This window comes from Gordonia amicalis NBRC 100051 = JCM 11271 (assembly GCF_000332995.1).
Classification (GTDB): domain Bacteria; phylum Actinomycetota; class Actinomycetes; order Mycobacteriales; family Mycobacteriaceae; genus Gordonia; species Gordonia amicalis.
The window spans coordinates 1-24867 of the sequence record NZ_BANS01000004.1; the positions used below are offsets into that span (position 1 = coordinate 1).

Below are 24867 nucleotides of genomic sequence, written 5' to 3' on the forward strand. Positions count from 1 at the left end.
ACCACGGTGACGGCCGGTGCGGGTTCGCGGGGGATGACGATCCACAGCGCCAGGTAGATGAGCACCTGGGGGCCGGGGAGAAGCATCGACAGCACGAACAGGACACGCACCAGGGTCGGGTCCCAGCCCCATCGTTCGGCGATACCACCGCAGACACCGCCCAGCCATGCGTTCGAGCGTGATCGCGTCAGTCGCGGTGCGGGGGAAGCGGGTTGTGCGGTGGTCATCGGGACTCCTCGGTCGGTGAACTGATGTCTTCGACGGTAGGTTCGACGACCGGTTCCCGGCATCGGTGATCACCCTGAACGTATCCCTGGGATATCGCCGCATAAACTGGCAGCCATGACTTCCGCCGCCGTCGAACTGTTGGAGTACGACGAGGTCATCGCCGCTTTCGATCCGGTGATGGGCCTCGAGGTGCACGTCGAGCTGGGTACCGCGACCAAGATGTTCTGCGGATGCCCGACCGACTTCGGCGCCGACCCCAATACCCAGGTGTGCCCGGTGTGCATCGGTCTGCCCGGCTCGCTGCCGGTCGCCAACGCCAAGGCCATCGAATCGGCGATCCGTATCGGCCTGGCGCTGAACTGCTCGATCCGGCCGTCGAGCAAGTTCGCGCGGAAGAACTACTTCTACCCGGACCAGCCGAAGAACTACCAGATCTCGCAGTACGACGAGCCCACCTCATACGACGGCTACCTCGACGTCCTGCTCGGCGACGGCACCACGTGGCGCGTGGAGATCGAGCGCGCACACATCGAGGAGGACACCGGCAAGTCGCTGCACATCGGCGGCGCCACCGGGCGAATCCACGGCGCGAGCCACTCGCTGCTCGACTACAACCGCGCCGGTGTGCCGCTCGTCGAGATCGTCACCCGTCCCATCGTGGGCGCGGGCGACCGCGCACCCGAGGTGGCCCGCGCGTATGTGACGGCGCTGCGTGATCTGCTCAAGTCCCTCGACGTGTCGGACGTGCGGATGGACCAGGGCTCGATGCGCTGCGACGTGAACCTGTCGCTGATGGCCAAGGACGCGACCGAATTCGGCACCCGCACCGAGACCAAGAACGTCAACTCGCTCAAGAGCGTCGAGGTCGCCGTTCGCTACGAGATGCGCCGCCAGGCCGCGATTCTGCAGGCCGGGGGCGAGATCGTGCAGGAGACCCGGCACTTCCACGAGGCCGACGGCACCACCTCGGCCGGACGCCGCAAGGAGACCGCCGAGGACTACCGCTACTTCCCGGAGCCGGATCTGCCTCCGGTCCAGCCGGATTCGGCGTGGATCGAGGAACTCCGAGCCACGCTGCCCGAGTTGCCGTGGTTGCGTCGCGCGCGCATCCAGGAGGAATGGGGTGTGTCCGACGAGGTCATGCGCGACCTGGTCAACGTGGGTGCCGTCGACCTGATCATCGCCACCGTCGACGCCGGCGCGTCACCTGAGGCGGCCCGCGGATGGTGGGTGTCGTTCCTTGCGCAGCAGGCCAATTCGCGTGGCGTGGAACTCGCCGACCTGTCCGTCACGCCGGCGCAGGTCGCCGAGATCATCGGACTCGTCGACGAGGGCAAGCTGACCACCAAGCTCGCCCAGCAGGTCGCCACCGCGGTGCTCGACGGCGAGGGCGAACCCGCTCAGATCGTCGCCGATCGCGGCCTCGAGGTCGTCCGCGACGACTCGGCCCTGCAGAAGGCCGTCGACGACGCACTGGCCGCCAACCCCGACATCGCCGAGAAGATCCGCGGGGGCAAGGTCGCCGCGGCCGGCAAGATCGTCGGCGACGTCATGAAGGCCACCCGCGGACAGGCCGACCCGGCACGGGTCAAGGAACTGGTGCTCGCGGCCTGCTCGTAGTCGGTGGCCCTTGCTGCCGGCTGAGCCGGTACCGAGCGCAGCGTCGGTGGCGCTTGCTGTCGGCTGAGCCGGTACCGAGCGCAGTGCCGGTGGCGCTTGCTGCCGGCTGAGTCGGTACCGAGCGCAGTGCCGGTGGCGCTTGCTGCCGGCTGAGTCGGTACCGAGCGCAGCGAGGAACCGCGTCGAAGCCCGGTGCGGTCGAAGCCCGCTCAGGTCCGGTCGTTGCCCCCTCCCTGCGGGAGGAAGCGGAACACGCGGTCGTCGGTCGGCTTCGGATTGCCGACCTGCTTGTTGACGGTGGCCACCTGCAGGAGTCCGTTGGGAAGAGCGGCCATCCGGCCGAGCGCGCCGTAGCGGCGGTCGAGGGCTACGACGGGAGGGGTGATCGTCGGGTCCTCGCGGGTCGGTTCCCGGATGCCCTCGATCCGCTGGGTGCGGGTCGTCGAGACGAAGATGCTGCCGCCGACCACGCCGCACCCGGCGATCTGCGGCTTGTCGGGCCACGTCCAGAGCACCTTGGGGCCACCTTCTTCGATGACCTGCACGCGGTCCTCGGTGGCCTTCTGGTCGGCGACGTAGATGGTCCCGGTGGATGCGTTGGGGCACAGGGCGACCGATGATCCGAAGCCCGAGGCCAGGATCTGCGGGCGCGGGCTCACACCCGAGGTGAACGAGGTGATCAGCAGCAGCTTCCCGGCCAGTGACGACGCGTCGTCAGCGGCGGCCGGGTACCCGGCGTCGCCGGTGGCGACCACCAGCTCGGTGGGCGAGCGGAAGTACATAGAGCCCATGTTCCCGGTGGCCCCCTTGGGGATTCCGGTCAGGATCGGCTTCGGCACGTCGCCGGGGGCGAGACGGACGACCCGGTTGTCCGACGGCGTGGTGATCAGTGCGTAGATCAGGCGGTCCTGGGAGTAGGTGGGGGAGAAGGCGAAATCGATGAGTCCGCCGTCGCCCGACGCGTCGACCGGCGCCTGACCGAGGACCCGTTCGGGGCCATAGCGCTTGGTGGTGATGATCTTCCCGGTCGTGCGTTCGGCGACCACCGTGACCTCGCCCTGCTCGTCCCCGGGCATCACCCCACCCGTCGACGCGAGACAGGTCGCGATCACCGCGGGATCGGGGTCGACGCACGGTCCCGTCGGCGGCGGCTGGGTCTCCCGCGGCGTCTCCGGGGGCGGCGTCGGCTCGGCCTGGCCACTCGGACGGTTGTTGGGACTGAACGCGCCGGCCTCCCGCTGACGGTCCTGTTCGGTGAAGTTCGCGCAGCCGCCCAGAGCGAGCGCGATCACCGCCAGAACCGCCACCAGCATTCGGCCCGTCGGCCGCCCCTTCCACATGGCGTCCACAGTAATGGTGTGCCGACTCACCCCGTCGGGGTGCGGGGACCGCACACCGCGAGCCTCTAGAGTCGGGCATGTGAGCGAACGCGACACGCCGAGCGACAGGGAGCCCGATACGTCGAGCCCGTCCGCGACCAGCCCATACGACGAGCCGACCGGTCAGATCCCGGTGACGGACCATCCACCGACCGCCGTACCGCCGCCCGCGGTCGACCGGGACGACTTCTACAACCGGCACGCACGGCGTTCGCCGGCACCGTATTCGCGGGTCGACGAACTCGACGACATCGATCCCGGCGATGTGGAGACCCGCCAGATCAGGGGCACCGTGGACAACCCGCCACCGGCACCTGTACACGAAACCGTGCGCACCCCGGAACCTGCGAGCAGCCCCGTACCTGCTCGCTCCCCGGAACCTCGGGGCACCGCGGGACCTGCGAGCACTCCGGAGTCCCGGAGCCCGCAGTCGGACTGCGAATTGACCGTCGCGTTCGGGCGCCGCCCGGCCGCCCAGACCGGTACCTCCGTCGAGATCCCCGCCGACGACACCGCGACCAGGCCCGAACCCGCGTTGCCACCGGTCGGCACCGGCCGCTACGACTTCCTCGACGACGAGGACGACACCGGCCGTTACCGCGCGCACCCGGACGAACCGCGTTCGTCGGACACCGCTTTGCTCGACGACGAGTCACCGGGTCGGCGACTGTTCGGTCGTCGACGGAGCCGGGCGCATGAGGACGAGTACGACACGAGGTCGGTGGCCGACGACGAACTCGAGGACGCTGTCGCGAAGTCGCGGCGCGGCACCATCGACCTCGGCCTGTTGCTGCTGCGGATCGCGCTCGGCGCGTTCGTCGGCGCACACGGCCTGCAGAAACTGTTCGGCCTCTGGAACGGGCCGCGGCTCAGCGGATTCGAGCAGATGCTCGTCGACGGCGGGTTCAACGCCGACTACGCGCAGATCCTCGCGATCGTCGGCGCACTCGCGGAGACGGTCGGCGGCCTCATGGTGATCCTCGGCTTGCTGACCCCGATCGGCGCGTCGGCGATCCTCGGCACGATGCTCGTCGCCGCGGCGTACCGGGTGTCCTCGGCCGGCGGCTTCGAATTCTTCGCCGCGGCACAGGGAGCGGAGTACGAGTTGTTCCTCGCGGCCACCGCGGCCGCGGTCATCCTCACCGGTCCCGGCCTGTACTCACTGGACTACCCGCGGGGCTGGGCCCGTCGACCGTTCGTCGGGTCCTTCGTGTGGCTGATCGTCGGCATCGGGGCGGCCGCTGCCGTCTGGATTCTGGCGAACGGCACCAACCCGCTCAACTGAGTCGCACGACGAGCAAGCTCCGACACAGGATGCGGGGTGCGTACCGGACTCCGGTACGCACCCCGCATCTTCTGCTGAGAGGCGTCAGTCGACCTGACGGACCGCGCCCTTGTCGGCCGAGGTCGCGAGCTTCGCGTACGCGCGCAGCGCGGTCGTGACCGTGCGCTGACGGTCCTTCGGCTGCCACGGACGCTCGGAGGCCTCCATCTTCGCCCGGCGCTCGGCGAGCACGTCGTCGTCGACGAGCACCTCGAGTCGACGCGTCTTGACGTCGATGAGGATCCGGTCGCCGTCCTCGACGAGTCCGATCGCGCCCCCCGACGCCGCCTCCGGCGACATGTGGCCGACCGACAGACCCGACGATCCGCCGGAGAACCGGCCGTCGGTGATGAGCGCGCACTTCTTGCCCATGCCGGTGCCCTTCATGAAGGCGGTCGGGTGCAGCATCTCCTGCATGCCCGGACCACCCGCAGGGCCTTCGTAGCGCACGACCAGGACCTCGCCGGCCTGGATGGTCTTCGAGAGGATGACCTGGACGGCATCCTCCTGGCTCTCGACCACGCGGGCCGGACCCTCGAAGTGCCACAGGTCCTCGTCGATGCCGGCGGTCTTGAGAACGGCACCGTCGGGCGCGAGGTTGCCGCGCAGCACGCACAGCCCGCCTTCGACGGTGTAGGCGTGCTCGAGGTCGCGGATGCAGCCCCCGGCGGCGTCGGTGTCGAGTGAACTCCACCGGTTCGCCGTGGAGAACGGGGTCGTCGTCCGCACGCCACCCGGCGCCGCGTGGAACAGTTCGACGGCCTCGTCGAGAGCCTTGCCGCCGCGGATGTCCCAGTCGTCGAGGGCCTGAGCCATCGTCGGCGTGTGGACGGTCGAGGTGGTGTCGTCGAGCAGTCCGGCGCGACGGAGTTCACCGAGGATCGCCGGGATTCCGCCGGCGCGGTGGACGTCCTCCATGTGGTAGTCGGAGTTGGGGGACACCTTCGACAGGCACGGGACCCTGCGGCTGATCTCGTCGATGGTCGACAGGTCGAAATCGGCGACCTCGCCCTCCTGTGCCGCGGCGAGGATGTGCAGCACGGTGTTGGTCGAGCCGCCCATCGCGACGTCGAGCGCCATCGCGTTCCGGAAGGCGGCCGGGGTCGCGATGTTGCGGGGCAGGACCGAGGCGTCGTCGTCGCGGTACCAGCGGTTCGCGGCGTCGATGACCACCTTGCCCGCGCGCTCGAACAACGCACGCCGCGCCTCGTGGGTGGCCAGCGTGGAACCGTTGCCCGGCAGGGCGAGTCCGAGAGCCTCGGTGAGGCAGTTCATCGAGTTGGCGGTGAACATGCCCGAACACGAGCCACAGGTCGGGCAGGCCGACCGTTCGACCTCGTCCAGCCCGGCCTCGTCGACGTCGCTGTTGGCCGACGCGGAGATGGTGGTGATGAGGTCCGAAGACGGATGAGCGACATCGCCGACGACGACGGCCTTGCCGGCCTCCATCGGTCCGCCGGAGACGAACACGGTCGGGATGTTCAGGCGCATCGCGGCATTGAGCATGCCGGGGGTGATCTTGTCGCAGTTGGAGATGCACACCAGCGCGTCGGCGGTGTGGGCGTTGACCATGTATTCGACCGAGTCGGCGATGATCTCGCGGCTGGGCAGCGAGTACAGCATGCCGCCGTGACCCATCGCGATGCCGTCGTCGACGGCGATGGTGTGGAATTCGCGGGGGACGCCACCGGCGGCGCGCACTGCGTCGGCGACGATCTCGCCGACATCCTTGAGGTGCACATGCCCCGGCACGAACTGCGTGTACGAGTTGGCGATCGCCACGATCGGCTTGCCGAAATCGTCGTCGGTCATCCCGGTGGCGCGCCACAGGGAGCGGGCGCCGGCGGCTTCGCGGCCGACGGTGGTGGTGCGTGACCTCAGGGCTGGCATGGCTTCCTCGTATCGATCGTCGGGTCGGGCGGAGTCGTTCCGGCCGAACGCCTTCGGGCTCCTGGGCCGGAGGCGTTCGCCGCGTCGGACTCGTGGCGTCAACACCGGGATCCCGAGGGTGTTTTTCACAGGGCCGTGTGCCCCGGGAACTGGGTTGAACGGGGCGTCGCACGCTGAGGGTGGGCGTCGCGAGTCGCCGAGAGACCAGGCTACTCCGCTGTGACATGCGGAAACAAAACGATTCGGCCGTGGACGGACGCTCGCGATGCCGGGTGGCGGCGTCAGATTCCCAAGACCGCCTTGGCGATGGAGAAGTAGACGATGAGACCGGTCGCGTCGCAGAACGTGGAGATGAACGGGGTCGAGAACACCGCCGGGTCCACGCGGATGGATTTCGCGACCAGCGGCATCACCCCGCCGACGGTCGCGGCCATCGTGCAGATCGACACGATGGTCAGGCCGATCACCGTGCCGATGTCGATGCCGTACACCAGTGCGGCGACGGCGAATCCGACGACGCCGAGCAGCGAGCCCATCGTCAGACCGACCCGGATCTCCTTGCCGGCGACGCGCACGACGTCGCGGGTCGTCACGTCGTCGGTCGCGAGGGCGCGGGTGACGGTGGTCGCGGCCTGCGAACCGGTGTTGCCGCCGATCCCGGTGAGCAGTGGGATGAACAGCGCGAGGGCGACCTTCTGTTCGAGCGTGCCCTCGAAGATCTCCAGAACGTTCACGGTGAGGATCGCCGACACCGCGAGGACGAACAGCCACACGATCCGGGCGCGGGTGATCGACAGTATCGACGCATGCAGGTACGGCTCGCGAAGTGGTTCGCGGGCACCGGCACGGGCTTCGTCGGTGTCGCGGGCCTGTTCGACGACTTCGACCGCGTCGTCGATGGTGAGGACGCCGACGAGTCGGTTGTCGCGGTCGACGACGGGCATCGCGAGGATGCCCCGATCGACGCACCGCTGGGCGGTGGACTCCGCGTCGTCGTCGGAGTGCGCGAACATCGGCTTGCGCATCAGACCGGCGACGGGTGCCTCCGGATCGGCGAGTAGCAGGTCACGAAGACTGACGACGCCGCTCAGCGTGCGGGCATCGTCGAGCACGGGCACGGTGTAGATGGTCTCGGCGGCGTGCCCGCGCTCCTTCACTCGGCTCAGCGCCGCGCCGGCGGTCTCGTCGAGTCGGGCGTGCACGAACTCCGGGCTCATCCGCCGCCCCACCGAACCGCGGGGATAACCCAGTACGACGGCGGTGACGTCGCGTTCGGCCCGGGTCAGTTGCTGGATGAGTGCCCGGGCGACACCGGCGGGCAGTTCGTCGAGGAGTCCCGCGCGGTCGTCGGGGTCGAGGTGATCGAACGCGGCGACCACTTCGACCGTCCCGAGGTCGTCGATGAGCCTGCGCTGGGAGTCGGCGGAGAGATCGTCGAAGACCTCGACGGCGAGATCCTTGGGCAGGAGGCGGAACGCCACGCCCCGCGACTGGTGGGGGAGACGGTCGAGGAGAGCGGCGATGTCACCGGCGGGGATCGCGGACAGCGCGGTCGCGACCGCGCCGAGTTCACCGTCGGAGATCAGGTCGTCGAGTTGGTTCGCGTCGAGCGTCGCGTACGTCACCCGACGAGCCTAACGGCCGAGTCCGTGTCAAAGCCGTTCGCGCAGCGTCGATTCTGTGCCTCTGGGGCGTGCCGGTTCTACTCGTCGGGGCTCGCGGCCGCCTCGAACGGATCCGGAATCCGTCCTCCGCTGACGATCGACAGCGCGGGCAGGTCGCGGAAACCGATGGCGGGGAGGCGAACTCGCTCACCGTTGTGGAGGACGGCGCGCACCGAACTCCACTTGGGGAACTGCAGGCCCGCGATGTCGGACCAGGCCACCTCGGTGGTCGAGAATCCGACCGCACGCAATCCGTCCTCGGTGACGATCGTGCGCAGACGATGAATCCAGAACCACAGCACGGCCGGCACCACGAAGGCGAAGGCGAACCACGGCGAGGCGCCGATCAGCAGGACCACGACCAGTGCGACCATCGGCACGGTGAAGTAGGCGAGCCGATTCATCCGGAAGGTCACCGGGTAGGTGATCTCGAGGGAGTCGTCGGCGGCCGCCGCGTCGCGTGGTGTCCGGGAGCTGCGCGGAGGCTGGGCGGCAGGGTCGCTGGAATCAGTCGGCACGTCTCCATTGTGCCAACCCGGCCGCGGCGAGTCCGGCGTCGGGTGTACCCGTGAGTAGTGGGTGAGACGTCCGTCACCACCTGTGCCTTCCCATCATGTGGGACGGCATGGTCCGGAGTTTGACTCAGAACGACGCGCGGTCCTACCGTGATCAACGTGATGATTAACGGGATCCTCGTAGTAATCGGCTGGCGCGTCGCCTGACCGGTCACTTCGCAGACCCCTACCGGCATCGACGCGCCACCCTCGAACAGCGGAAGCTGTCGGGGGTTTTTTCATGTCAGGTAGTCACATCACCCCACCACCGAAATACAGACAAGATGAGGATCGTGCAGTGAGCGCACCAACAGCACGCAACGACGCCGGCCGCAGTGAGCCGACGCGTAACGCCGGACTGCGTCAGCAGTCGCCCGCGGCGGGCAACATCCGTGCGGTAGGTCAGCACACCGTCGCGCCGGAGCGCGTCAGCGGTGCGCAGTCGGTGGTCCGATCCCTCGAGGAGCTCGGTGTCGAGGTCGTCTTCGGCATCCCCGGCGGCGCGGTCCTGCCGGTCTACGACCCGCTTCTGGACTCCACCAAGGTCCGTCACGTCCTGGTCCGCCATGAGCAGGGTGCCGGCCACGCCGCCACCGGTTACGCCCAGGTCGCCGGTCGCGCGGGCGTCATGATGGCCACCTCGGGCCCGGGTGCCACCAACCTGGTGACCCCGCTGGCCGATGCGCAGATGGACTCGGTGCCGGTCGTGGCCATCACCGGTCAGGTCGGTCGGTCGCTGATCGGCACCGACGCCTTCCAGGAGGCCGACATCTCCGGCATCACGATGCCGATCACGAAGCACAACTTCCTGGTCAGCCGTGCGATCGACATCCCCAAGACCATCGCCGAGGCGTTCCACATCGCCGAGAGCGGACGTCCGGGTGCGGTTCTCGTCGACATCCCCAAGGACATCCTGCAGAGCCAGACCACGTTCTCGTGGCCGCCTCAGATCGACCTGCCCGGCTACCGTCCCGTCACCAAGCCGCACGGCAAGCAGGTCCGCGAGGCGGCTCGGATGATCAACGCCGCGAAGTCGCCGGTTCTCTACGTCGGTGGCGGTGTGATCAAGGCCAACGCGTCCGCGGAGCTGCTCGAGCTCGCCGAGCTGACCGGCATCCCGGTCGTCACGACCCTGATGGCGCGCGGCGCGTTCCCCGACAGCCACAACCAGCACCTGGGTATGCCGGGTATGCACGGCACCGTGGCCGCCGTCGGTGCGCTGCAGCGAAGCGATCTGCTGATCACGCTGGGCGCACGGTTCGACGACCGGGTGACCGGACAGCTGGATTCCTTCGCCCCCGACGCCAAGGTCATCCACGCCGACATCGACCCGGCCGAGATCGGCAAGAACCGGCCGGTCGACGTCCCGATCGTCGGCGACTGCAAAGCCGTCATCGCCGAGCTGACCGAGACGCTGCGCGACGAGCGGGCGACCAGTGGCGCCACGCCGGATCTGTCGGAGTGGTGGACCTACCTCGACGGCATCCGGAAGACGTACCCACTGAGCTACGACCGTCAGACCGACGGTTCGATGTCGCCGGAGTTCGTCATCCAGGCGCTGGGCAAGGCCGCCGGACCCGACGCGGTCTACTGCGCCGGCGTCGGCCAGCATCAGATGTGGGCGGCGCAGTTCATCTCCTATGAGAAGCCGCGCACCTGGCTCAACTCCGGTGGTCTGGGCACGATGGGCTACGCCGTCCCCGCTGCCATGGGCGCCAAGGCCGCCGCACCCGACACCGAGGTGTGGGCCATCGACGGCGACGGTTGCTTCCAGATGACCAACCAGGAACTGGCCACCTGCGCGATCGAGGGCATCCCGATCAAGGTCGCGCTGATCAACAACGGCAACCTGGGCATGGTCCGGCAGTGGCAGACCCTGTTCTACGAGGAGCGGTACTCCAACACCGATCTGGCGACGCATTCGCGGATGATCCCGGACTTCGTCAAGCTGTCAGAAGCGTTGGGCTGCGTCGCTTTCCGCGTCGAGCGTGAGGAGGACGTCGACGACGTCATCGCTCAGGCACGCGCGATCAACGACCGTCCGGTCGTCATCGACTTCATCGTCGGCAAGGACGCCCAGGTGTGGCCGATGGTCGCCGCGGGCACCGGCAACGACGAGATCATGGCGGCCCGCGACATCCGGCCGCTGTTCGACGACGACGAGTCGGCGTCGGACCCGGTCGAGATCCACGAGACGATGAACGCCCCACGCGGGACTGTGGACCAGAAGGTCGACAACGCTCCGGCCGACCGCGCAGCAGAGAAGGACCAGAAGTGAGCACCACCCATACCCTCAGCGTCCTGGTCGAGGACCGGCCGGGCGTCCTCGCCCGCGTCTCCGGATTGTTCTCGCGTCGCGGGTTCAACATCGAGTCGCTTGCCGTCGGACCGACCGAGCTCAAGGGGATCTCGCGGATGACCATCATGGTCTCCGTCGAGGACTTCCCGCTCGAGCAGGTCACCAAGCAGCTCAACAAGCTGGTGAACGTGATCAAGATCGTCGAGCAGGACCCGGCCAACTCGGTGTCCCGCGAGCTGATGATGGTCAAGGTCCGTTCCGATTCGACGGTGCGCACCGAGGTCATCGAGGTGGTGAACCTGTTCCGCGCCAAGGTCATCGACGTGTCGCCGGAGTCGCTCACCATCGAGGCCACCGGTACGTCGGAGAAGCTCGAGGCTCTTCTGCGGATGCTCGATCCTTACGGCATCCGTGAGATCGCCCAGTCCGGTGCAGTCGCGCTGGGTCGCGGACCGAAGAGCATGTCGGTCAATCGCTGACCGATACACTCCGCTGGAAACAGCGGCGAAGAATTTAGAAGTCCCTCGGCGAGAGAGAAAATCGCGAGGGGCGCCACAAATCGAAGGGAAACAAAGTGGCCATCGAACTGTTCTACGACGACGACGCGGATCTGTCGATCATCCAGGGTCGCAAGGTCGCGGTGATCGGCTACGGCAGCCAGGGCCATGCGCATTCGCTGTCGCTGCGTGACTCGGGCGTCGACGTCGTCATCGGTCTGCGTGAGGGCTCCAAGTCCAAGGCCAAGGCCGAGGAGCAGGGCCTCAAGGTCCTCACCGCAGCCGAGGCTGCTGCCTGGGCCGACGTCATCATGGTCCTCGCGCCCGACACCTCGCAGGCACAGATCTTCACCGAGGACATCGAGCCGAACCTCAAGGACGGCGACGCGCTGTTCTTCGGTCACGGCCTGAACATCCACTTCGGCCTGATCAAGGCTCCGGCCAACGTCACCGTCGCCATGGTCGCCCCCAAGGGCCCCGGCCACCTGGTGCGTCGTCAGTTCGTCGACGGCAAGGGCGTCCCCGCGCTCATCGCGGTCCACCAGGACCCGAAGGGTGAGGGCCAGGCCCTCGCACTCAGCTACGCCAGCGCCATCGGCGGTGGCCGTGCCGGCATCATCAAGACCACCTTCAAGGAAGAGACCGAGACCGACCTCTTCGGTGAGCAGGCCGTGCTCTGCGGTGGCACCGAGGAACTGGTCAAGGCCGGCTTCGAGGTCATGGTCGAGGCCGGTTACGCGCCGGAGATGGCCTACTTCGAAGTGCTGCACGAGCTCAAGCTCATCGTCGACCTCATGTACGAGGGTGGCATCGCCCGCATGAACTACTCGGTCTCCGACACCGCCGAGTTCGGTGGCTACGTCTCCGGTCCGCGCGTCATCGATGCCGACACCAAGGAGCGCATGCGCGCCATCCTCAAGGACATCCAGGACGGCACCTTCGTCAAGCGCCTCGTCGCCAACGTCGAGGGCGGCAACAAGGAGCTCGAAGGCCTGCGCAAGCAGAACGCCGAGCACCCGATCGAGGTCACCGGCAAGAAGCTGCGCGACCTGATGAGCTGGGTTGATCGTCCGATCACCGAGACCGCCTGAGTCTCAGCCACTCTGACAGCAGGCCCGCACCTCTTCGGAGGTGCGGGCCTGCCGTCGTCTGCCAACGACAGAGCCACCCTTTTTCGGCATTTCCACCACCCCGCGAGGTGGTGGAAATGCCGAAAAAGGGTGGCTTTGCGTAAGGCCCAGGGAAAGCGCGACGCCCCGGGTGGTAACCCGGGGCGTCGCGAGGGAAGTTCGATCAGGCGTCAGGCGACGCGGTATCCCTTGTAGTCGGGGAGCGAGGCCACCCGATCGAGGATCGGTTTGATGTTGGTACCGGTCTCCGGGCCGAAGCAGCCGAGGAAGTAGTAGGCGTTCACCATGCCGACGAGGCGGTCGCCGACGACGACCGGGCTACCGGAGTCGCCCTCGATCACGCACAGCTGGCTCAGATGGACGTCGCCGTCGGAGAACCAGGCGATGCCGCAGGTGTTGCCGGTGGTGCGGCCTTCCTTGCAGGCAATGGTGGGGAAGCCGATCGGCCGGGTGTCGACCGATCGGATCGTCACGCCACGCACGGTCCGGAGCGGCACCACGCGCGAGGCGTCCATCTCGATGATCGCCATGTCGAGGTCGGAGGCCGAGTAGGTGATGGTGCCGGCCTGTCCACGGTCCTGGAAGGTCTCCGAATAGACCTTCTGGCCCGGGTTGCCACAGTGGCCCGCGGTGATGCCGATCAGTTTGCCGGTCTTCGAGCGGCCGATCGTCGTCAAGGTGCAGGCCGCAGCCGAGTTCCCACCTTTGAGAACCAGGATTCCTGAGCCGCCCCCGAGGAAGATCTTCGCCGGGGCCGCGACCGCGACGCCCGCTCCCCAGCCGGCCAGCACCGTCGCAGCCAAAACCGCCAACAGTGCCGTCAGCTTCTTCGTCATCCGCTCTCCACTTCTGATTTCGCAAATGCGCCGAAACGCCTGCCGCAACTCGTCGCGGCAGGCGGTCAAACACACCGTACCGGGAGCCACCGTCGTTCGCGCCCGCGTGGGATCGACCCGCGGTCGGTTTGCAACCCTTCCGTGATGCAGGCAACAGCGTGTCGTAATGCCCGTCACACTCTACCCAGCCGCACGGAGGCGACTGCTCTATTGGGGTAGACCGCCTGTTCTGAGCCATCGTCCAGACCTTTAAGCTGTGGTACGGAGAGTCTCCGACGCTCCGTCCCGCCAAAGGTGAGAAATCGCACCTGCCCCGAACCTGGAGAAAAGACTGTGAGCTCTGCTGGCCGCCCGGTTGTACTCATCGCCGACAAACTGGCGCCGTCCACCGTGGAAGCACTCGGTGACGGTGTCGAGGTGCGGTGGGTCGACGGCCCGGACCGTCCCAAGCTGCTCGAGGCCGTCGTCGACGCCGACGCCATCCTCGTGCGTTCCGCGACGACTGTCGACGCCGAGGTCCTGGACGCCGGCAAGAAGCTGAAGATCATCGCGCGCGCCGGTGTCGGTCTGGACAACGTCGACGTCCCCGCCGCCACCGCTCGCGGTGTCATGGTCGTCAACGCGCCGACCTCCAACATCCACACCGCTGCCGAGCACGCGATCGCGCTGCTGATGTCGGCGTCGCGCCAGATCCCGGCCGCTGACGCCACCCTGCGTGAGAAGACCTGGAAGCGTTCGGCGTTCAACGGTGTCGAGATCTTCGACAAGACCGTCGGCGTCGTCGGTCTCGGACGCATCGGCCAACTGGTCGCCGCACGCCTGGCCGCCTTCGAGACCCACGTCATCGCGTATGACCCCTACGTCTCCCCGGCCCGCGCCGCTCAGCTCGGCATCGAGCTGGTCAGCCTCGACGAGCTCCTCGAGCGCGCCGACTTCATCACCGTGCACCTGCCGAAGACCCCGGAGACCCTCGGCCTCATCGGCGCCGAGCAGCTCGCCCGCACCAAGAAGGGTGTCGTCATCGTCAACGCCGCCCGCGGTGGCCTGATCGACGAGCAGGCACTGGCCGACGCCATCAACTCCGGTCAGGTCCGCGCCGCCGGCCTCGACGTCTTCGCCACCGAGCCCTGCACCGACTCGCCCCTGTTCGACCTCCCGCAGGTCGTCGTGACCCCGCACCTCGGTGCGTCCACCAGCGAGGCTCAGGATCGCGCGGGCACCGACGTCGCCAAGAGCGTGCGTCTCGCCCTGGCCGGTCACTTCGTGCCCGACGCCGTCAACATCACCGGCGGCGCGATCGACGAAGAGGTCGCACCGTGGCTCGAAGTCGCCCGCAAGGCCGGTGTCCTCGTCGGCGCCATCAGCAAGGAGCCGCCGACCTCGCTGGTCATCGACGTCCGCGGCGAACTGGCCGCCAAGAACGTCGAGGTGCTCGGACTCTCTGCTCTGCGCGGTCTGTTCTCGGCCGTCCTCGACGAGCCGGTCACCTTCGTCAACGCCCCGGCCGTCGCCGAGAGCCGCGGCGTCACCAGTGAGGTGACCACCGCTCCGGAGAGCCCGAACCACCGCAGCGTCGTCGACGTCAAGGCCGTCTTCGCCGACGGTTCGATCCACAACGTCTCCGGCACGCTCACCGAACCGCGTCTCGTCGAGAAGATCGTCAACATCAACGGACGCAACTTCGACCTCCGCGCCGAGGGCCACAACCTGATCGTGAGCTACGCCGACCGTCCCGGTTCGCTCGGCAAGATCGGCACCCTGCTCGGCGATGCCGGCGTCGACATCCTCGCGGCAGGCCTGTCGCAGGACGTCGAGGGTGGAGGCGCCACCATGATGCTGCGCGTGAGCAGCGTCTTGGCCGACGAGGTCGTCGAGGCCATCGGTGCGGCCGTGGGCGCCACGCTGATCGTCCAGGTGGATCTGTCGTGAAGCTCGCCGTCATCGCCGGCGACGGCATCGGCCCCGAGGTCATCGGGGAGGCGCTCGGCGTCCTCGAAGCGGTCGTCCCGTCGGTGAGCACCACCGAGTTCGATCTCGGCGCTCGCCGCTACCACCGTAACGGTGAACTCCTCACCGAGGCCGACCTCGAGTCGCTGCGTCGTCACGACGCAATCCTGTTGGGAGCCATCGGCGATCCGTCGGTGCCGCCCGGAATCCTCGAACGCGGTCTCTTGCTCACCATGCGCTTCGCACTGGACCACCATGTGAACCTGCGTCCGTCGCGCCGGTTCCCGGGTGTGTCCTCGCCGCTGGCGGGCGACCCCGAGATCGACTTCGTCGTGGTCCGTGAGGGCACCGAGGGGCCCTACACCGGCAACGGCGGTGCGATCCGCGTCGGCACCCCGCACGAGGTGGCGACGGAGGTCAGCGTCAACACCCGCTTCGGCGTAGAACGTGTGGTGCGCAACGCGTTCCAGCGCGCGCAGCAGCGTCGTAAGAAGCTCACCCTGGTCCACAAGACCAACGTGCTCGGCTTCGCCGGATCGTTGTGGAGCCGCGCGGTCGAGGAGATCGGCGCAGAATTCCCCGACGTCACCACCGATTACTGCCACGTGGACGCGGCGACCATCTACCTGGTCACCGATCCGGGCCGCTTCGACGTGATCGTCACCGACAACCTGTTCGGCGACATCATCACCGACATCGCGGCTGCCGTCAGCGGTGGCATCGGACTCGCGGCGTCGGGCAACATCGATGCCACCGGCGCGAATCCGTCGATGTTCGAACCGGTTCACGGCTCGGCACCCGACATCGCCGGCCAGGGCAAGGCCGATCCGACCGCGGCGATCCTGTCGACGGCGCTGCTTCTCCAGCATCTCGGCGAGGACGACGCCGCGGCACGGATCGAGAAGGCCGTTGCCGATGACCTTGCCGAACGCAGCGGACCGGTGAACACCAGCGAGGTCGGCAAGCGCATCCGCCAACGGCTCAGCTGAGACGTTTGGCGGATCGCCACAGCTCCACCGGATACGGATCATCCCACCACCCGACTCGGGTGGTGGGATGATCTGTTTCCGCTGGGTTTGCGGGGCGGATCAGACCTCGGCCAGTTCCTCGACCTGCAGGTCCTGATCGTTGGGGACCAGGGGGGCGGCGACCAGCGGCGCGAGCGCGGTGACCGCGAATGCCGCCGGGAAACCGGCAGCGGCGATCAGCGCACCCAGTACGGGCGTGGTCGCGGCGGTGACCAGGAACTGGCCGGTGTTCTGTACCGCGAGTCCGCGCCCGCTCCAGTCGGGACCCGCGAACTCGGCGATGGCGGTGAACGCCAGCCCGTTGTCGGCCACCGAGATGATGCTCGCCACCGCCATCAGTGCGGGGGCGACCGGGCTGTCGAACCAATCCGCCAGTGCGAGAGCGCACATCGAAGCGACCCCGGTCACGGCGATGATGCGAACGGGGCGCATCCGTGACAACCACGCGTCCGACCATCGGCCCGCGGCGATCCGGCCGAACGCGCCGATCACCTGGGTCACGGTGATCAGCAGGCCCGCTGCGGCCGGTGACCAGTCGTGCGCGACGATCAGCCAGGTGGGCACGAAGGTCCACATCATCGACTGCGGGATGACGAGCAGCATGCTGACGGCGTGGACGCGCGCGAGGAACGAATTGCCGCGGTACGGGTTTGGACTGGTGGCCGGAACATCGCCGGTTCCGCTCGGGGCCGCACGCCGCGGCGGGTCGCTGATCCCGACGAGCACGGCCAGCAGCCCCGCGGCCGTGATCACGGCCGGGATCGCCAGTGCCGCAGCGGGTCCCTGAGTCGCGGCGACGACCGGCATCGTCAGTGCGCACACGCCGATGCCCAGGGGTTGCGCCATCTGGCGGATGCCCATCGCGGTGCCACGTTGATGAGCGGGGAACCAGCCCACCACGATTCGGCCGCTGGCCCCGTTGGCGGCACCGGAGCCGATCCCGCCCACCAGGAGAGCCGCACCGACGACGACATACGACGCGTCGGCGGCTGCGGCCACGGCCGCTCCGGTGGCGCCGGCCAGCGAGATCGACAGGGAGATCGTCAGGATCCGGCGTTCGCCATAGCGGTCCAGCAGGATTCCCCACAGGATGGTGGCGGTGGTGAGGCCGATCGTGGGGATCGCGGCCAGGGTAGACGCCTCGGTCAGGGTGAGTCCGGCGTCGGTGTGCAGTGAGGGGATCAGATATGCGATGCCGCTGACGACGCAGGTGGTGGTCAGTGCGGCGAGAAGTGAACTACCGAGGATGACCCACCGTCTGGTGTCGGAAATGACTCTGGCGTCATCCATGGAACTCACCTCTCCCGTTGCACACGTGAACTCGCCTCTATCGAATCTCAGAATATGGAACAAACTGTTCACATTCTAAAACTGCTGGCCGGGTCCGCCAACTCGGCTCCCAACGGATGGGATCGGTCGGTGCGATAGGGTCTGGACATGCGCTTAGGTCGAATTGCGAGTCCCGACGGAGTGGCTTTCGTGTCCGTCGAAGGGGAGGGCGACGACGCCGTCGCCAAGGAGATCGCCGAGCATCCGTTCGGCACCCCGACGTTCACGGGACGTTCCTGGAAAATGGCCGACGTCCGTGTGCTGGCCCCGATCCTGGCCAGCAAGGTGATCTGCATCGGCAAGAACTACGCCGCCCACGCGGCCGAGATGGGTGGTGAGGCGCCCGCGGACCCGGTGATCTTCATCAAGCCGAACACCTCGATCATCGGACCCGAGGTCCCGATCGTGCGTCCGCCGTCGTCGGAACGCGTGGACTACGAAGGTGAGCTCGCCGTCGTCATCGGCCGGCCCTGCAAGGATGTCAAGGCCGCACAGGCCAAGGACGTCATCCTCGGCTACACGATCGCCAACGACGTGACCGCCCGGGATCAGCAGAAGATCGATGGACAGTGGACGCGCGGGAAGAGCTACGACACCTTCTGTCCGCTCGGTCCCTGGATCGAGACCTCCTTCGACCCTTCCGACGTCGAACTCGTCACCGAACTCGACGGTGAGGTCAAGCAGCGGACGCGGACCTCGTTGATGCTGCACGACATCGGCGAGATCGTCGAGTGGATCACACGGATCATGACCCTGCTCCCCGGCGACGTGATTCTCACGGGCACGCCCGAGGGAGTGGGACCAATGGTTGCCGGACAGCGGGTCTCGGTGACCGTCAACGGAATCGGCACGCTCTCCAACCCGGTGGTGGACAAGGCATGACAGCTCCCAATACGGCACGCGTCAACGGCATCGACATCTCCTACAGCGTGGCCGGGAGCGGCCCGCTGGTCGTGATGGTCATGGGCACGGGCAGTCCCGGCCGCGTGTGGAAGGCCAATCAGGAACCGGCACTGGTGAAGGCCGGCCACACCGTCGTCACGTTCGACAACCGTGGCATCGCCCCGTCGTCGGAATGTCCCGAGGGTTTCGGCCTGGATGACATGGTCGCCGACACCGCCGCGCTGATCGAACATCTCGGCCGTGGTCCGGCGATCGTCGTGGGCACCTCACTGGGCGCCCGGATCACCCAGGAACTCGCCCTGGCGCGGCCCGACGTCGTCAAGGCCGCTGTTCTGATCGCCACCTACGGCCGCAACACGCCTCTGCAGGAAGCGATCTCGGCCGGTGAGCGTGCGCTCTACGACAACAAGATCAAGCTGCCGCTGGAGTACGAGGCCGCGATCACGGCTCATCTGAACCTGTCGCCGCACACGCTCGACGACGACCGCTCCGCACGGGACTGGCTCGACATCATCGGGTTCTCGCCGCAGACGGTGACCCCGGGGGTGCGCGCTCAGCTCGAGCTCCACAACAAGGAGTCGGACCGCCTCGCGGCGTATCGCAACATCACGCGCCCGACACTCGTCGTCGGGTTCGCCGACGATCGCACGTTGCCGCCCCACCTCGCGCGTGAGGTGGCCGAGGCGATCCCGGGTGCGGAGTACGTACAGATCGAACGTGCCGGGCATTTCGGCTATCTCGAACAACCGGCCGAGGTGAACCGCGTCCTGGTCGACTTCTGCGGGCGTTTCCGGGACTGAACGCGCCGGTCAGGGCTCGACGGGGTTTCGATACCCTGACGGTCATGACCAGTAGTGAAGCCGTACGAGTCCGATTCTGTCCGTCACCGACCGGTACACCCCATGTCGGACTCGTACGGACCGCGCTGTTCAACTTCGCCCAGGCGCGTCATGACGGTGGAACCTTCGTGTTCCGCATCGAGGACACCGACTCCTCCCGTGACAGCGAGGAGTCCTACCTGGCCATCCTCGATGCCCTGCGGTGGCTCGGAATGGACTGGGACGAGGGACCCGAGGTCGGTGGACCCTACGGTCCCTACCGTCAGTCGGAGCGTCGTGACATCCACGCCGGCGTCGTCGCACGCCTTCTCGAGGCGGGGGAGGCCTACGAGGCCTTCTCCACCCCCGAGGAGGTCGAGGCGCGTCACAAGGCGGCCGGACGTGATCCCAAGTTGGGCTACGACAACTTCGATCGCGACCTCACCGACGAACAGCGCGCGGCCTACCGCGCCGAAGGTCGCAAACCGGTTGTGCGCCTGCGGATGCCGGACACCGATCTCTCCTGGGACGACCTGGTCCGCGGTACGACGACGATCAAGGCGGGCACCGTTCCGGACTTCGCGCTGACGCGTGCGTCGGGCGACCCGCTGTACACCCTGGTCAATCCCGTGGACGACGCCATGATGAAGATCACCCACGTGCTGCGTGGCGAAGATCTCCTCTCGTCGACGCCGCGTCAGCTCGCGCTGTACGAGGCACTCATCCGCATCGGTGTCGCAGAGTTCGTCCCGGAGTTCGGCCATCTCCCGTTCGTGATGGGCGAGGGCAATAAGAAGCTGTCCAAGCGCGACCCGCAGTCGAACCTCTTCCATCACCGCGACCGTGGATTCATCCCGGAAGGCCTGCTCAACTACCTCGCGCTGCTCGGCTGGGGCTACTCCAGCGACACCGATGTCTTCTCACTCGACGAGATGATCGCCGCTTTCGATGTGCGGCAGGTGAACTCGAATCCGGCGCGCTTCGATCAGAAGAAGGCCGACGCGATCAACGCCGAGCACATCCGCCGGCTCGAGACCGATGACTTCACTGCGCGCCTCAAGGAGTTCCTGATCGGTCACGGACACCTGTCGGAGCCGGTCGACGATGTGAGATTCGCCGCACTCGCCGAACTCGTGCAGACGCGCATCCAGGTACTCGCCGACGCCTGGGACCTCATCAAGTTCGTCTACGTGTCCGACGACGAGTTCACGATCGACGAGAAGGCCGCGAGCAAGAACCTGGGAGCCGACGCAGTGGCCGTTCTCGACGCCGCCATCGCCGCCATCGAGCCGTTGACGTCCTGGACCACCCAGGAGCTGCAGGACGCCCTCAACGCGGCTCTGGTCGACGGTATGGAGCTCAAGCCACGTAAGGCGTTCGGTCCGGTGCGCGTCGCCGTCACCGGTTCGCAGGTGAGTCCGCCGCTCTTCGAGTCGATGGAGATCCTCGGTCGCGACAAGACCCTCGCCCGTCTGGCCGCGGCTCGTGAGATCGCTGCGAAATAGGCCTCTGAACTGCACGTTTGTGGACTTCCGGTAACCCTTTGCTATTGTCTTTCTCGGCACTTTTCCTCAGGGAAAAGGGAAGTCCGTGGGGTATGGTGTAATTGGCAACACAGCTGATTCTGGTTCAGCCATTCTAGGTTCGAGTCCTGGTACCCCAGCGAACTGAATGAGTTCGAGACCGTGCTAGGGTCTTGATCGCAACAAAGTTCCAAGGCCCCGTCGTCTAGCGGCCTAGGACGCCGCCCTCTCAAGGCGGTAGCGCGGGTTCGAATCCCGTCGGGGCTACAGAAACACCCTCCCTCTGCATCGCAGCGGGAGGGTGTTTTTCTTTGTGGTGCAGACGATCTCGCCCGTGTTGCGATGATCACATCGCGACACGGGCGAGGGGGATCCGCCTATCGGGTGGGCGGATTCACAGGACTGGGCGGTGCTTCCCGACGCCGGCATCTCCGGGATACCGAGTTTGCGGTGATCCCACGAACGGGTGCGTGTGGGCACCAGACGGACGGCCACACGCTTGTGCATCATCTGCTCGACGAAGGGGCGCGATTCCTCAGTGTAGGGCGCCGTGTAGCGCTCCCAGACGCTGATCCCGACCTTCAGGCAGGAGTCGGGGTCGTCGAGGATCTCGGCGGTCCCCTCGAAGCTCACGCCCCGCAGCGTGTCGTAGGTGTCGCCGTCCTCGATCATCACCGTGCAGCGGTTGTTGCGGCGGAGGTTGACCGCCTTCTGCGACTTCGACTTCGTCTCGAACCAGATCTCGCCGTCGATGACCCCGTACCACATGGCGACGAGGTGGATGCCACCGTCGGGGCCCGTGGTGGCGAGGGTGGCCGTGCGGCTGCGCGCGACGAATTCCTCGATCTCGGCGTCGGACATGACGATCTGGTTGCGTTGGTTGACTCCCATGTGACGAAGCTATCCGACCCGTCCGCTGCGCGGAACGGTCACGCCGGGAACGCCTGCGGCGGCGGGTCAGGCGCGGGAGGTCTGCAGCCGCTTGTGGATCGCATCGGCGGCGGCGAGGAGATCGGCGGCCCAGCGGGCGCCCGGCCGACGGCCCATGCGGTCGATGGGGCCGGAGACCGAGATCGCGGCGACGACGTCACCGTTGCCGTCGCGCACGGGCGCCGAGACGCTCGCCACGCCCGCCGCGCGCTCGCCGGCACTCTGGGCCCAGCCGCGGCGTCGGATCTCGTGCAGGGCTCGCTCGCTGAACACGCTGTCGTGCAGCAGCGCGCGCTGCGTCGCCGGGTCGGCCCAGGCGAGCAGGACCTTGGCTGCGGAGCCGGCGCTCATCGGGAACCGTGTTCCGACGGGCACGGTGTCGCGCAGGCCGGTAGGCGGTTCCATCGCGGCCACGCACACGCGTTCGGCACCTTCGCGGCGGTAGACCTGGACGGATTCGCCGGTGATGTCACGGAGTCGGGGAAGGACCATCAACGCGGACTCGGTCACGGGATCATGGGCGGAGGCGGCGAGTTCGCCCAGCGCCGGCCCCGGTTGCCAGCGTCCGGTGATGTCTCGTGCGAGGAAGCGATGGGTCTCGAGGCCGACCGCGAGCCGGTGTGCGGTGGCGCGCGGGAGTCCGGTGCGCCCACACAACTCCGAGAGATTGCACGGGGCCTCGGCGATGGCGTGGAGTACCGCCACGGATTTGTCGAGTACGCCGATTCCGCTGCTGACCGCGGATGCGCTATCCTGTCCCATAGGACGATACTAGCTGTCCAAATAGTGAGATGCACGTTTCAGCGCGAGCTGAGCGCGCACCGTCCGCCGAACCCGAGAAGATATCGAGTGCAGCCATGAGCAACAGCCCAGCCCAGCCGCTAACTCTTGCCGAGAAGGTCTGGCGCGACCACGTTGTCGTGCCCGGTGAGGCCGATGCGTCCGGAAACAACAATCCGGACCTGATCTACATCGACCTGCATCTCGTCCACGAGGTCACCAGTCCGCAGGCCTTCGACGGCCTCCGACTGGCGGGTCGCCCCGTGCGACGCCCCGACCTGACGATCGCCACCGAGGATCACAACGTCCCGACGGTCGACATCGACAAGCCGATCGCCGATCCGGTGTCGCGCACGCAGGTCGAGACCCTTCGCAAGAACTGCGAGGAGTTCGGTATCCGGCTGCACCCGATGGGAGACGCCGAACAGGGCATCGTGCACGTGGTCGGTCCGCAGCTGGGTCTGACCCAGCCCGGAATGACCGTGGTGTGCGGTGACAGCCACACGGCCACCCACGGTGCTTTCGGTGCGATCGCCATGGGGATCGGCACCAGCGAGGTGGAGCACGTCCTCGCGACGCAGACCCTTTCGCTGCGCCCGTTCAAGACGATGGCGATCAACGTCGACGGCCAACTGCCCCCCGGTGTCACGGCCAAGGATCTGATCCTGGCGATCATCGCGAAGATCGGCACCGGCGGTGGACAGGGCTACGTCCTCGAGTACCGCGGCGAGGCGATCCGCAACCTGTCGATGGAAGCGCGGATGACCGTGTGCAACATGTCGATCGAAGCGGGCGCCCGCGCCGGCATGATCGCTCCCGACGAGGTCACCTACGAGTTCCTCAAGGGTCGTCCGCACGCTCCGAAGGGTGCCGAATGGGATGCGGCTGTTGAGTATTGGGACAGCCTGCGCACCGACGACGACGCCGTCTTCGACGCCGAGGTCCACATCGACGCCGGCGAGTTGACCCCGTTCGTCACCTGGGGGACCAACCCGGGGCAGGGTGCGCCGTTGGGAGCGACCGTCCCGGACCCCGCCGACTTCGGTGACGAGGTCGCATCGAGCGCCGCGTCGAAGGCCCTCGAGTACATGGATCTCCAGCCGGGTACGCCGTTGCGTGACATCAAGGTCGACACGGTGTTCGTCGGATCGTGCACCAACGGTCGCATCGAGGACCTGCGCGCGGTCGCCGACATCCTCAAGGGCCGCAAGATCGCCGACGGCATGCGGATGCTCATCGTGCCCGGTTCGATGCGCGTGCGCGCCCAGGCCGAGGAAGAGGGCCTCGGGGAGGTCTTCCTGAACGCCGGCGCCGAATGGCGACAGGCCGGATGCTCGATGTGTCTGGGGATGAACCCGGATCAGCTTGCGCCCGGTGAGCGGTGCGCCTCGACGTCGAACCGCAATTTCGAAGGGCGGCAGGGCAAGGGCGGACGCACCCACCTGGTGTCACCGGCCGTCGCGGCCGCCACCGCGATCCGCGGGACGCTGTCCGCTCCGGCCGATCTCGGTTGAGTAACCCCCAGACCACATTCCAGACAACTTCCGAACAGGGACTTTCATCATGCAGCCGTTCACCGAACACACGGGCATTGGCGTCCCGCTGCGCCGCAGCAACGTCGACACCGACCAGATCATCCCGGCCGAATACCTGAAGCGGGTGACCCGCACTGGCTTTGAGGACGGTCTCTTCGCCGGGTGGCGCACCGACCCGGGCTTCATCCTCAACAACGAGCCGTGGAGCAACGGCTCCGTTCTGGTCGCCGGGCCGGACTTCGGCACCGGCTCCTCGCGCGAGCACGCGGTATGGGCGCTGTCCGATTTCGGGTTCCGCGTGGTGATCTCGTCCCGGTTCGCCGACATCTTCCGCGGGAACGCCGGCAAGGCCGGACTGGTCGCCGCCCAGGTCGAACAGTCCGACGTCGAGTTGCTGTGGAAGCGACTCGAGGAGAGCCCCGGGATGGAAATCACGGTGAGCCTTGTCGATAAGAGCGTCACGGCAGGAGACCTCGTGGTGCCGTTGGCAATTGATGACTACACCAGGTGGCGCCTGATTGAGGGTCTCGACGACATCGGATTGACGTTGCGGCAGGTAGACGCGATTTCCGAGTACGAGTCGAAGCGTCCGTCGTTCAAACCGAGGACTCTCGCGGACTGACCGGAGACCCCTCTCGGGGCCGCGCGGACGG

At 67.3% G+C, this 24867-nt stretch carries 20 protein-coding genes, 2 tRNA genes and 1 pseudogene; 14 read left to right on the forward strand and 9 right to left on the reverse strand.

Going from position 1 to position 24867, the window contains the following annotated elements; genetic code table 11:
• The coding region (locus GOAMI_RS02325) for a PspC domain-containing protein (RefSeq protein WP_006434774.1) at positions 1 to 227 on the reverse strand (227 nt) is incomplete at its 3' end.
• 115 nt (positions 228 to 342) lie between these two features.
• Here GOAMI_RS02325 and gatB point away from each other — a divergent pair.
• The gene (gatB, locus tag GOAMI_RS02330) at positions 343 to 1848 is read left to right on the forward strand and encodes an Asp-tRNA(Asn)/Glu-tRNA(Gln) amidotransferase subunit GatB (RefSeq protein WP_006434775.1); all 1506 of its coding nucleotides are present in this window, start codon (positions 343 to 345) and stop codon (positions 1846 to 1848) included.
• Positions 1849 to 2057: 209 nt separating this feature from the next.
• On the opposite strand, the gene GOAMI_RS02335 is transcribed toward gatB, so the two are convergent.
• A complete protein-coding gene (locus GOAMI_RS02335; RefSeq protein WP_006434776.1) occupies positions 2058 to 3161 on the reverse strand; it encodes a PQQ-dependent sugar dehydrogenase in 1104 nt (367 codons plus the stop codon).
• A gap of 106 nt (positions 3162 to 3267) precedes the next feature.
• Here GOAMI_RS02335 and GOAMI_RS02340 point away from each other — a divergent pair, with 106 nt between their 5' ends.
• Positions 3268 to 4512 carry a DoxX family protein gene (locus tag GOAMI_RS02340; protein WP_006434777.1) on the forward strand — a complete coding sequence of 415 codons (1245 nt, stop codon included), beginning with the start codon at positions 3268 to 3270 and terminating at the stop codon, positions 4510 to 4512.
• A gap of 84 nt (positions 4513 to 4596) precedes the next feature.
• Here GOAMI_RS02340 and ilvD read toward each other — a convergent pair whose 3' ends face one another.
• The 3 genes from ilvD to GOAMI_RS02355 all read right to left on the reverse strand — a co-directional run bounded on the left by ilvD (position 4597) and on the right by GOAMI_RS02355 (position 8623).
• Positions 4597 to 6441 carry a dihydroxy-acid dehydratase gene (gene ilvD, locus GOAMI_RS02345; protein ID WP_006434778.1) on the reverse strand — a complete coding sequence of 615 codons (1845 nt, stop codon included), beginning with the start codon at positions 6439 to 6441 and terminating at the stop codon, positions 4597 to 4599.
• Between the two features lie 281 nt (positions 6442 to 6722).
• The gene (mgtE, locus tag GOAMI_RS02350) at positions 6723 to 8066 is read right to left on the reverse strand and encodes a magnesium transporter (protein ID WP_006434779.1); all 1344 of its coding nucleotides are present in this window, start codon (positions 8064 to 8066) and stop codon (positions 6723 to 6725) included.
• Positions 8067 to 8143: 77 nt separating this feature from the next.
• Entirely contained in the window at positions 8144 to 8623 is a 480-nt protein-coding gene (locus GOAMI_RS02355) for a PH domain-containing protein (RefSeq protein ID WP_006434780.1), read from the reverse strand.
• Positions 8624 to 8957: 334 nt separating this feature from the next.
• Here GOAMI_RS02355 and GOAMI_RS02360 point away from each other — a divergent pair, with 334 nt between their 5' ends.
• From GOAMI_RS02360 to ilvC, 3 genes are all read left to right on the forward strand, one after another.
• Positions 8958 to 10937, forward strand: coding sequence for an acetolactate synthase large subunit (locus GOAMI_RS02360; protein WP_006434781.1), 1980 nt, complete (start codon positions 8958 to 8960; stop codon positions 10935 to 10937).
• Entirely contained in the window at positions 10934 to 11437 is a 504-nt protein-coding gene (gene ilvN, locus GOAMI_RS02365; protein ID WP_006434782.1) for an acetolactate synthase small subunit, read from the forward strand. Before GOAMI_RS02360 ends, ilvN begins: the two co-directional genes overlap by 4 nt.
• A gap of 95 nt (positions 11438 to 11532) precedes the next feature.
• The gene (gene ilvC / locus GOAMI_RS02370; RefSeq protein ID WP_006434783.1) at positions 11533 to 12546 is read left to right on the forward strand and encodes a ketol-acid reductoisomerase; all 1014 of its coding nucleotides are present in this window, start codon (positions 11533 to 11535) and stop codon (positions 12544 to 12546) included.
• A 209-nt stretch (positions 12547 to 12755) separates the two neighbouring features.
• Here ilvC and GOAMI_RS02375 read toward each other — a convergent pair whose 3' ends face one another.
• Positions 12756 to 13421 (reverse strand): chymotrypsin family serine protease, encoded by a 666-nt coding sequence (locus GOAMI_RS02375; protein ID WP_006434784.1) that lies wholly within the window; start codon positions 13419 to 13421, stop codon positions 12756 to 12758.
• Between the two features lie 333 nt (positions 13422 to 13754).
• Here GOAMI_RS02375 and serA point away from each other — a divergent pair, with 333 nt between their 5' ends.
• Positions 13755 to 15350, forward strand: a complete 1596-nt coding sequence (gene serA / locus GOAMI_RS02380; protein ID WP_006434785.1) for a phosphoglycerate dehydrogenase — start codon at positions 13755 to 13757, stop codon at positions 15348 to 15350.
• Entirely contained in the window at positions 15347 to 16357 is a 1011-nt protein-coding gene (locus GOAMI_RS02385; RefSeq protein ID WP_006434786.1) for a 3-isopropylmalate dehydrogenase, read from the forward strand. Before serA ends, GOAMI_RS02385 begins: the two co-directional genes overlap by 4 nt.
• Positions 16358 to 16456: 99 nt before the next feature.
• Here the strand turns inward: GOAMI_RS02385 and GOAMI_RS02390 are convergent, their stop codons facing one another.
• Complete coding sequence (locus GOAMI_RS02390) at positions 16457 to 17686, reverse strand: MFS transporter (RefSeq protein ID WP_006434787.1); 1230 nt, start codon at positions 17684 to 17686, stop codon at positions 16457 to 16459.
• A gap of 147 nt (positions 17687 to 17833) precedes the next feature.
• On the opposite strand from GOAMI_RS02390, the gene GOAMI_RS02395 reads away from it, so the two are divergent.
• From GOAMI_RS02395 to GOAMI_RS02415, 5 genes are all read left to right on the forward strand, one after another.
• Positions 17834 to 18607: a fumarylacetoacetate hydrolase family protein gene (locus GOAMI_RS02395; RefSeq protein WP_006434788.1), complete on the forward strand. Its 774-nt coding sequence runs from the start codon at positions 17834 to 17836 to the stop codon at positions 18605 to 18607.
• Entirely contained in the window at positions 18604 to 19428 is an 825-nt protein-coding gene (locus GOAMI_RS02400; protein WP_006434789.1) for an alpha/beta fold hydrolase, read from the forward strand. The genes GOAMI_RS02395 and GOAMI_RS02400 overlap by 4 nt, the downstream gene beginning before the upstream one ends.
• Before the next feature lie 44 nt (positions 19429 to 19472).
• Positions 19473 to 20951, forward strand: coding sequence for a glutamate--tRNA ligase (gene gltX, locus GOAMI_RS02405; protein WP_006434790.1), 1479 nt, complete (start codon positions 19473 to 19475; stop codon positions 20949 to 20951).
• Positions 20952 to 21037: 86 nt separating this feature from the next.
• Positions 21038 to 21109, forward strand: a tRNA-Gln gene (locus GOAMI_RS02410).
• Between the two features lie 54 nt (positions 21110 to 21163).
• Positions 21164 to 21236 (forward strand) — tRNA-Glu (locus tag GOAMI_RS02415).
• Between the two features lie 135 nt (positions 21237 to 21371).
• Here GOAMI_RS02415 and GOAMI_RS02420 read toward each other — a convergent pair.
• Positions 21372 to 21860, reverse strand: a pseudogene (locus GOAMI_RS02420) (PPOX class F420-dependent oxidoreductase); the annotation flags it as partial.
• A gap of 66 nt (positions 21861 to 21926) precedes the next feature.
• Positions 21927 to 22661 carry an IclR family transcriptional regulator gene (locus GOAMI_RS02425; protein WP_006434791.1) on the reverse strand — a complete coding sequence of 245 codons (735 nt, stop codon included), beginning with the start codon at positions 22659 to 22661 and terminating at the stop codon, positions 21927 to 21929.
• A gap of 95 nt (positions 22662 to 22756) precedes the next feature.
• Here GOAMI_RS02425 and leuC point away from each other — a divergent pair, with 95 nt between their 5' ends.
• Together leuC and leuD are read left to right on the forward strand one after the other, a co-directional pair.
• Positions 22757 to 24193 carry a 3-isopropylmalate dehydratase large subunit gene (gene leuC / locus GOAMI_RS02430; RefSeq protein WP_006434792.1) on the forward strand — a complete coding sequence of 479 codons (1437 nt, stop codon included), beginning with the start codon at positions 22757 to 22759 and terminating at the stop codon, positions 24191 to 24193.
• A 49-nt stretch (positions 24194 to 24242) separates the two neighbouring features.
• Positions 24243 to 24836 carry a 3-isopropylmalate dehydratase small subunit gene (gene leuD, locus GOAMI_RS02435; protein WP_006434793.1) on the forward strand — a complete coding sequence of 198 codons (594 nt, stop codon included), beginning with the start codon at positions 24243 to 24245 and terminating at the stop codon, positions 24834 to 24836.
• Positions 24837 to 24867: the final 31 nt, after the last annotated feature.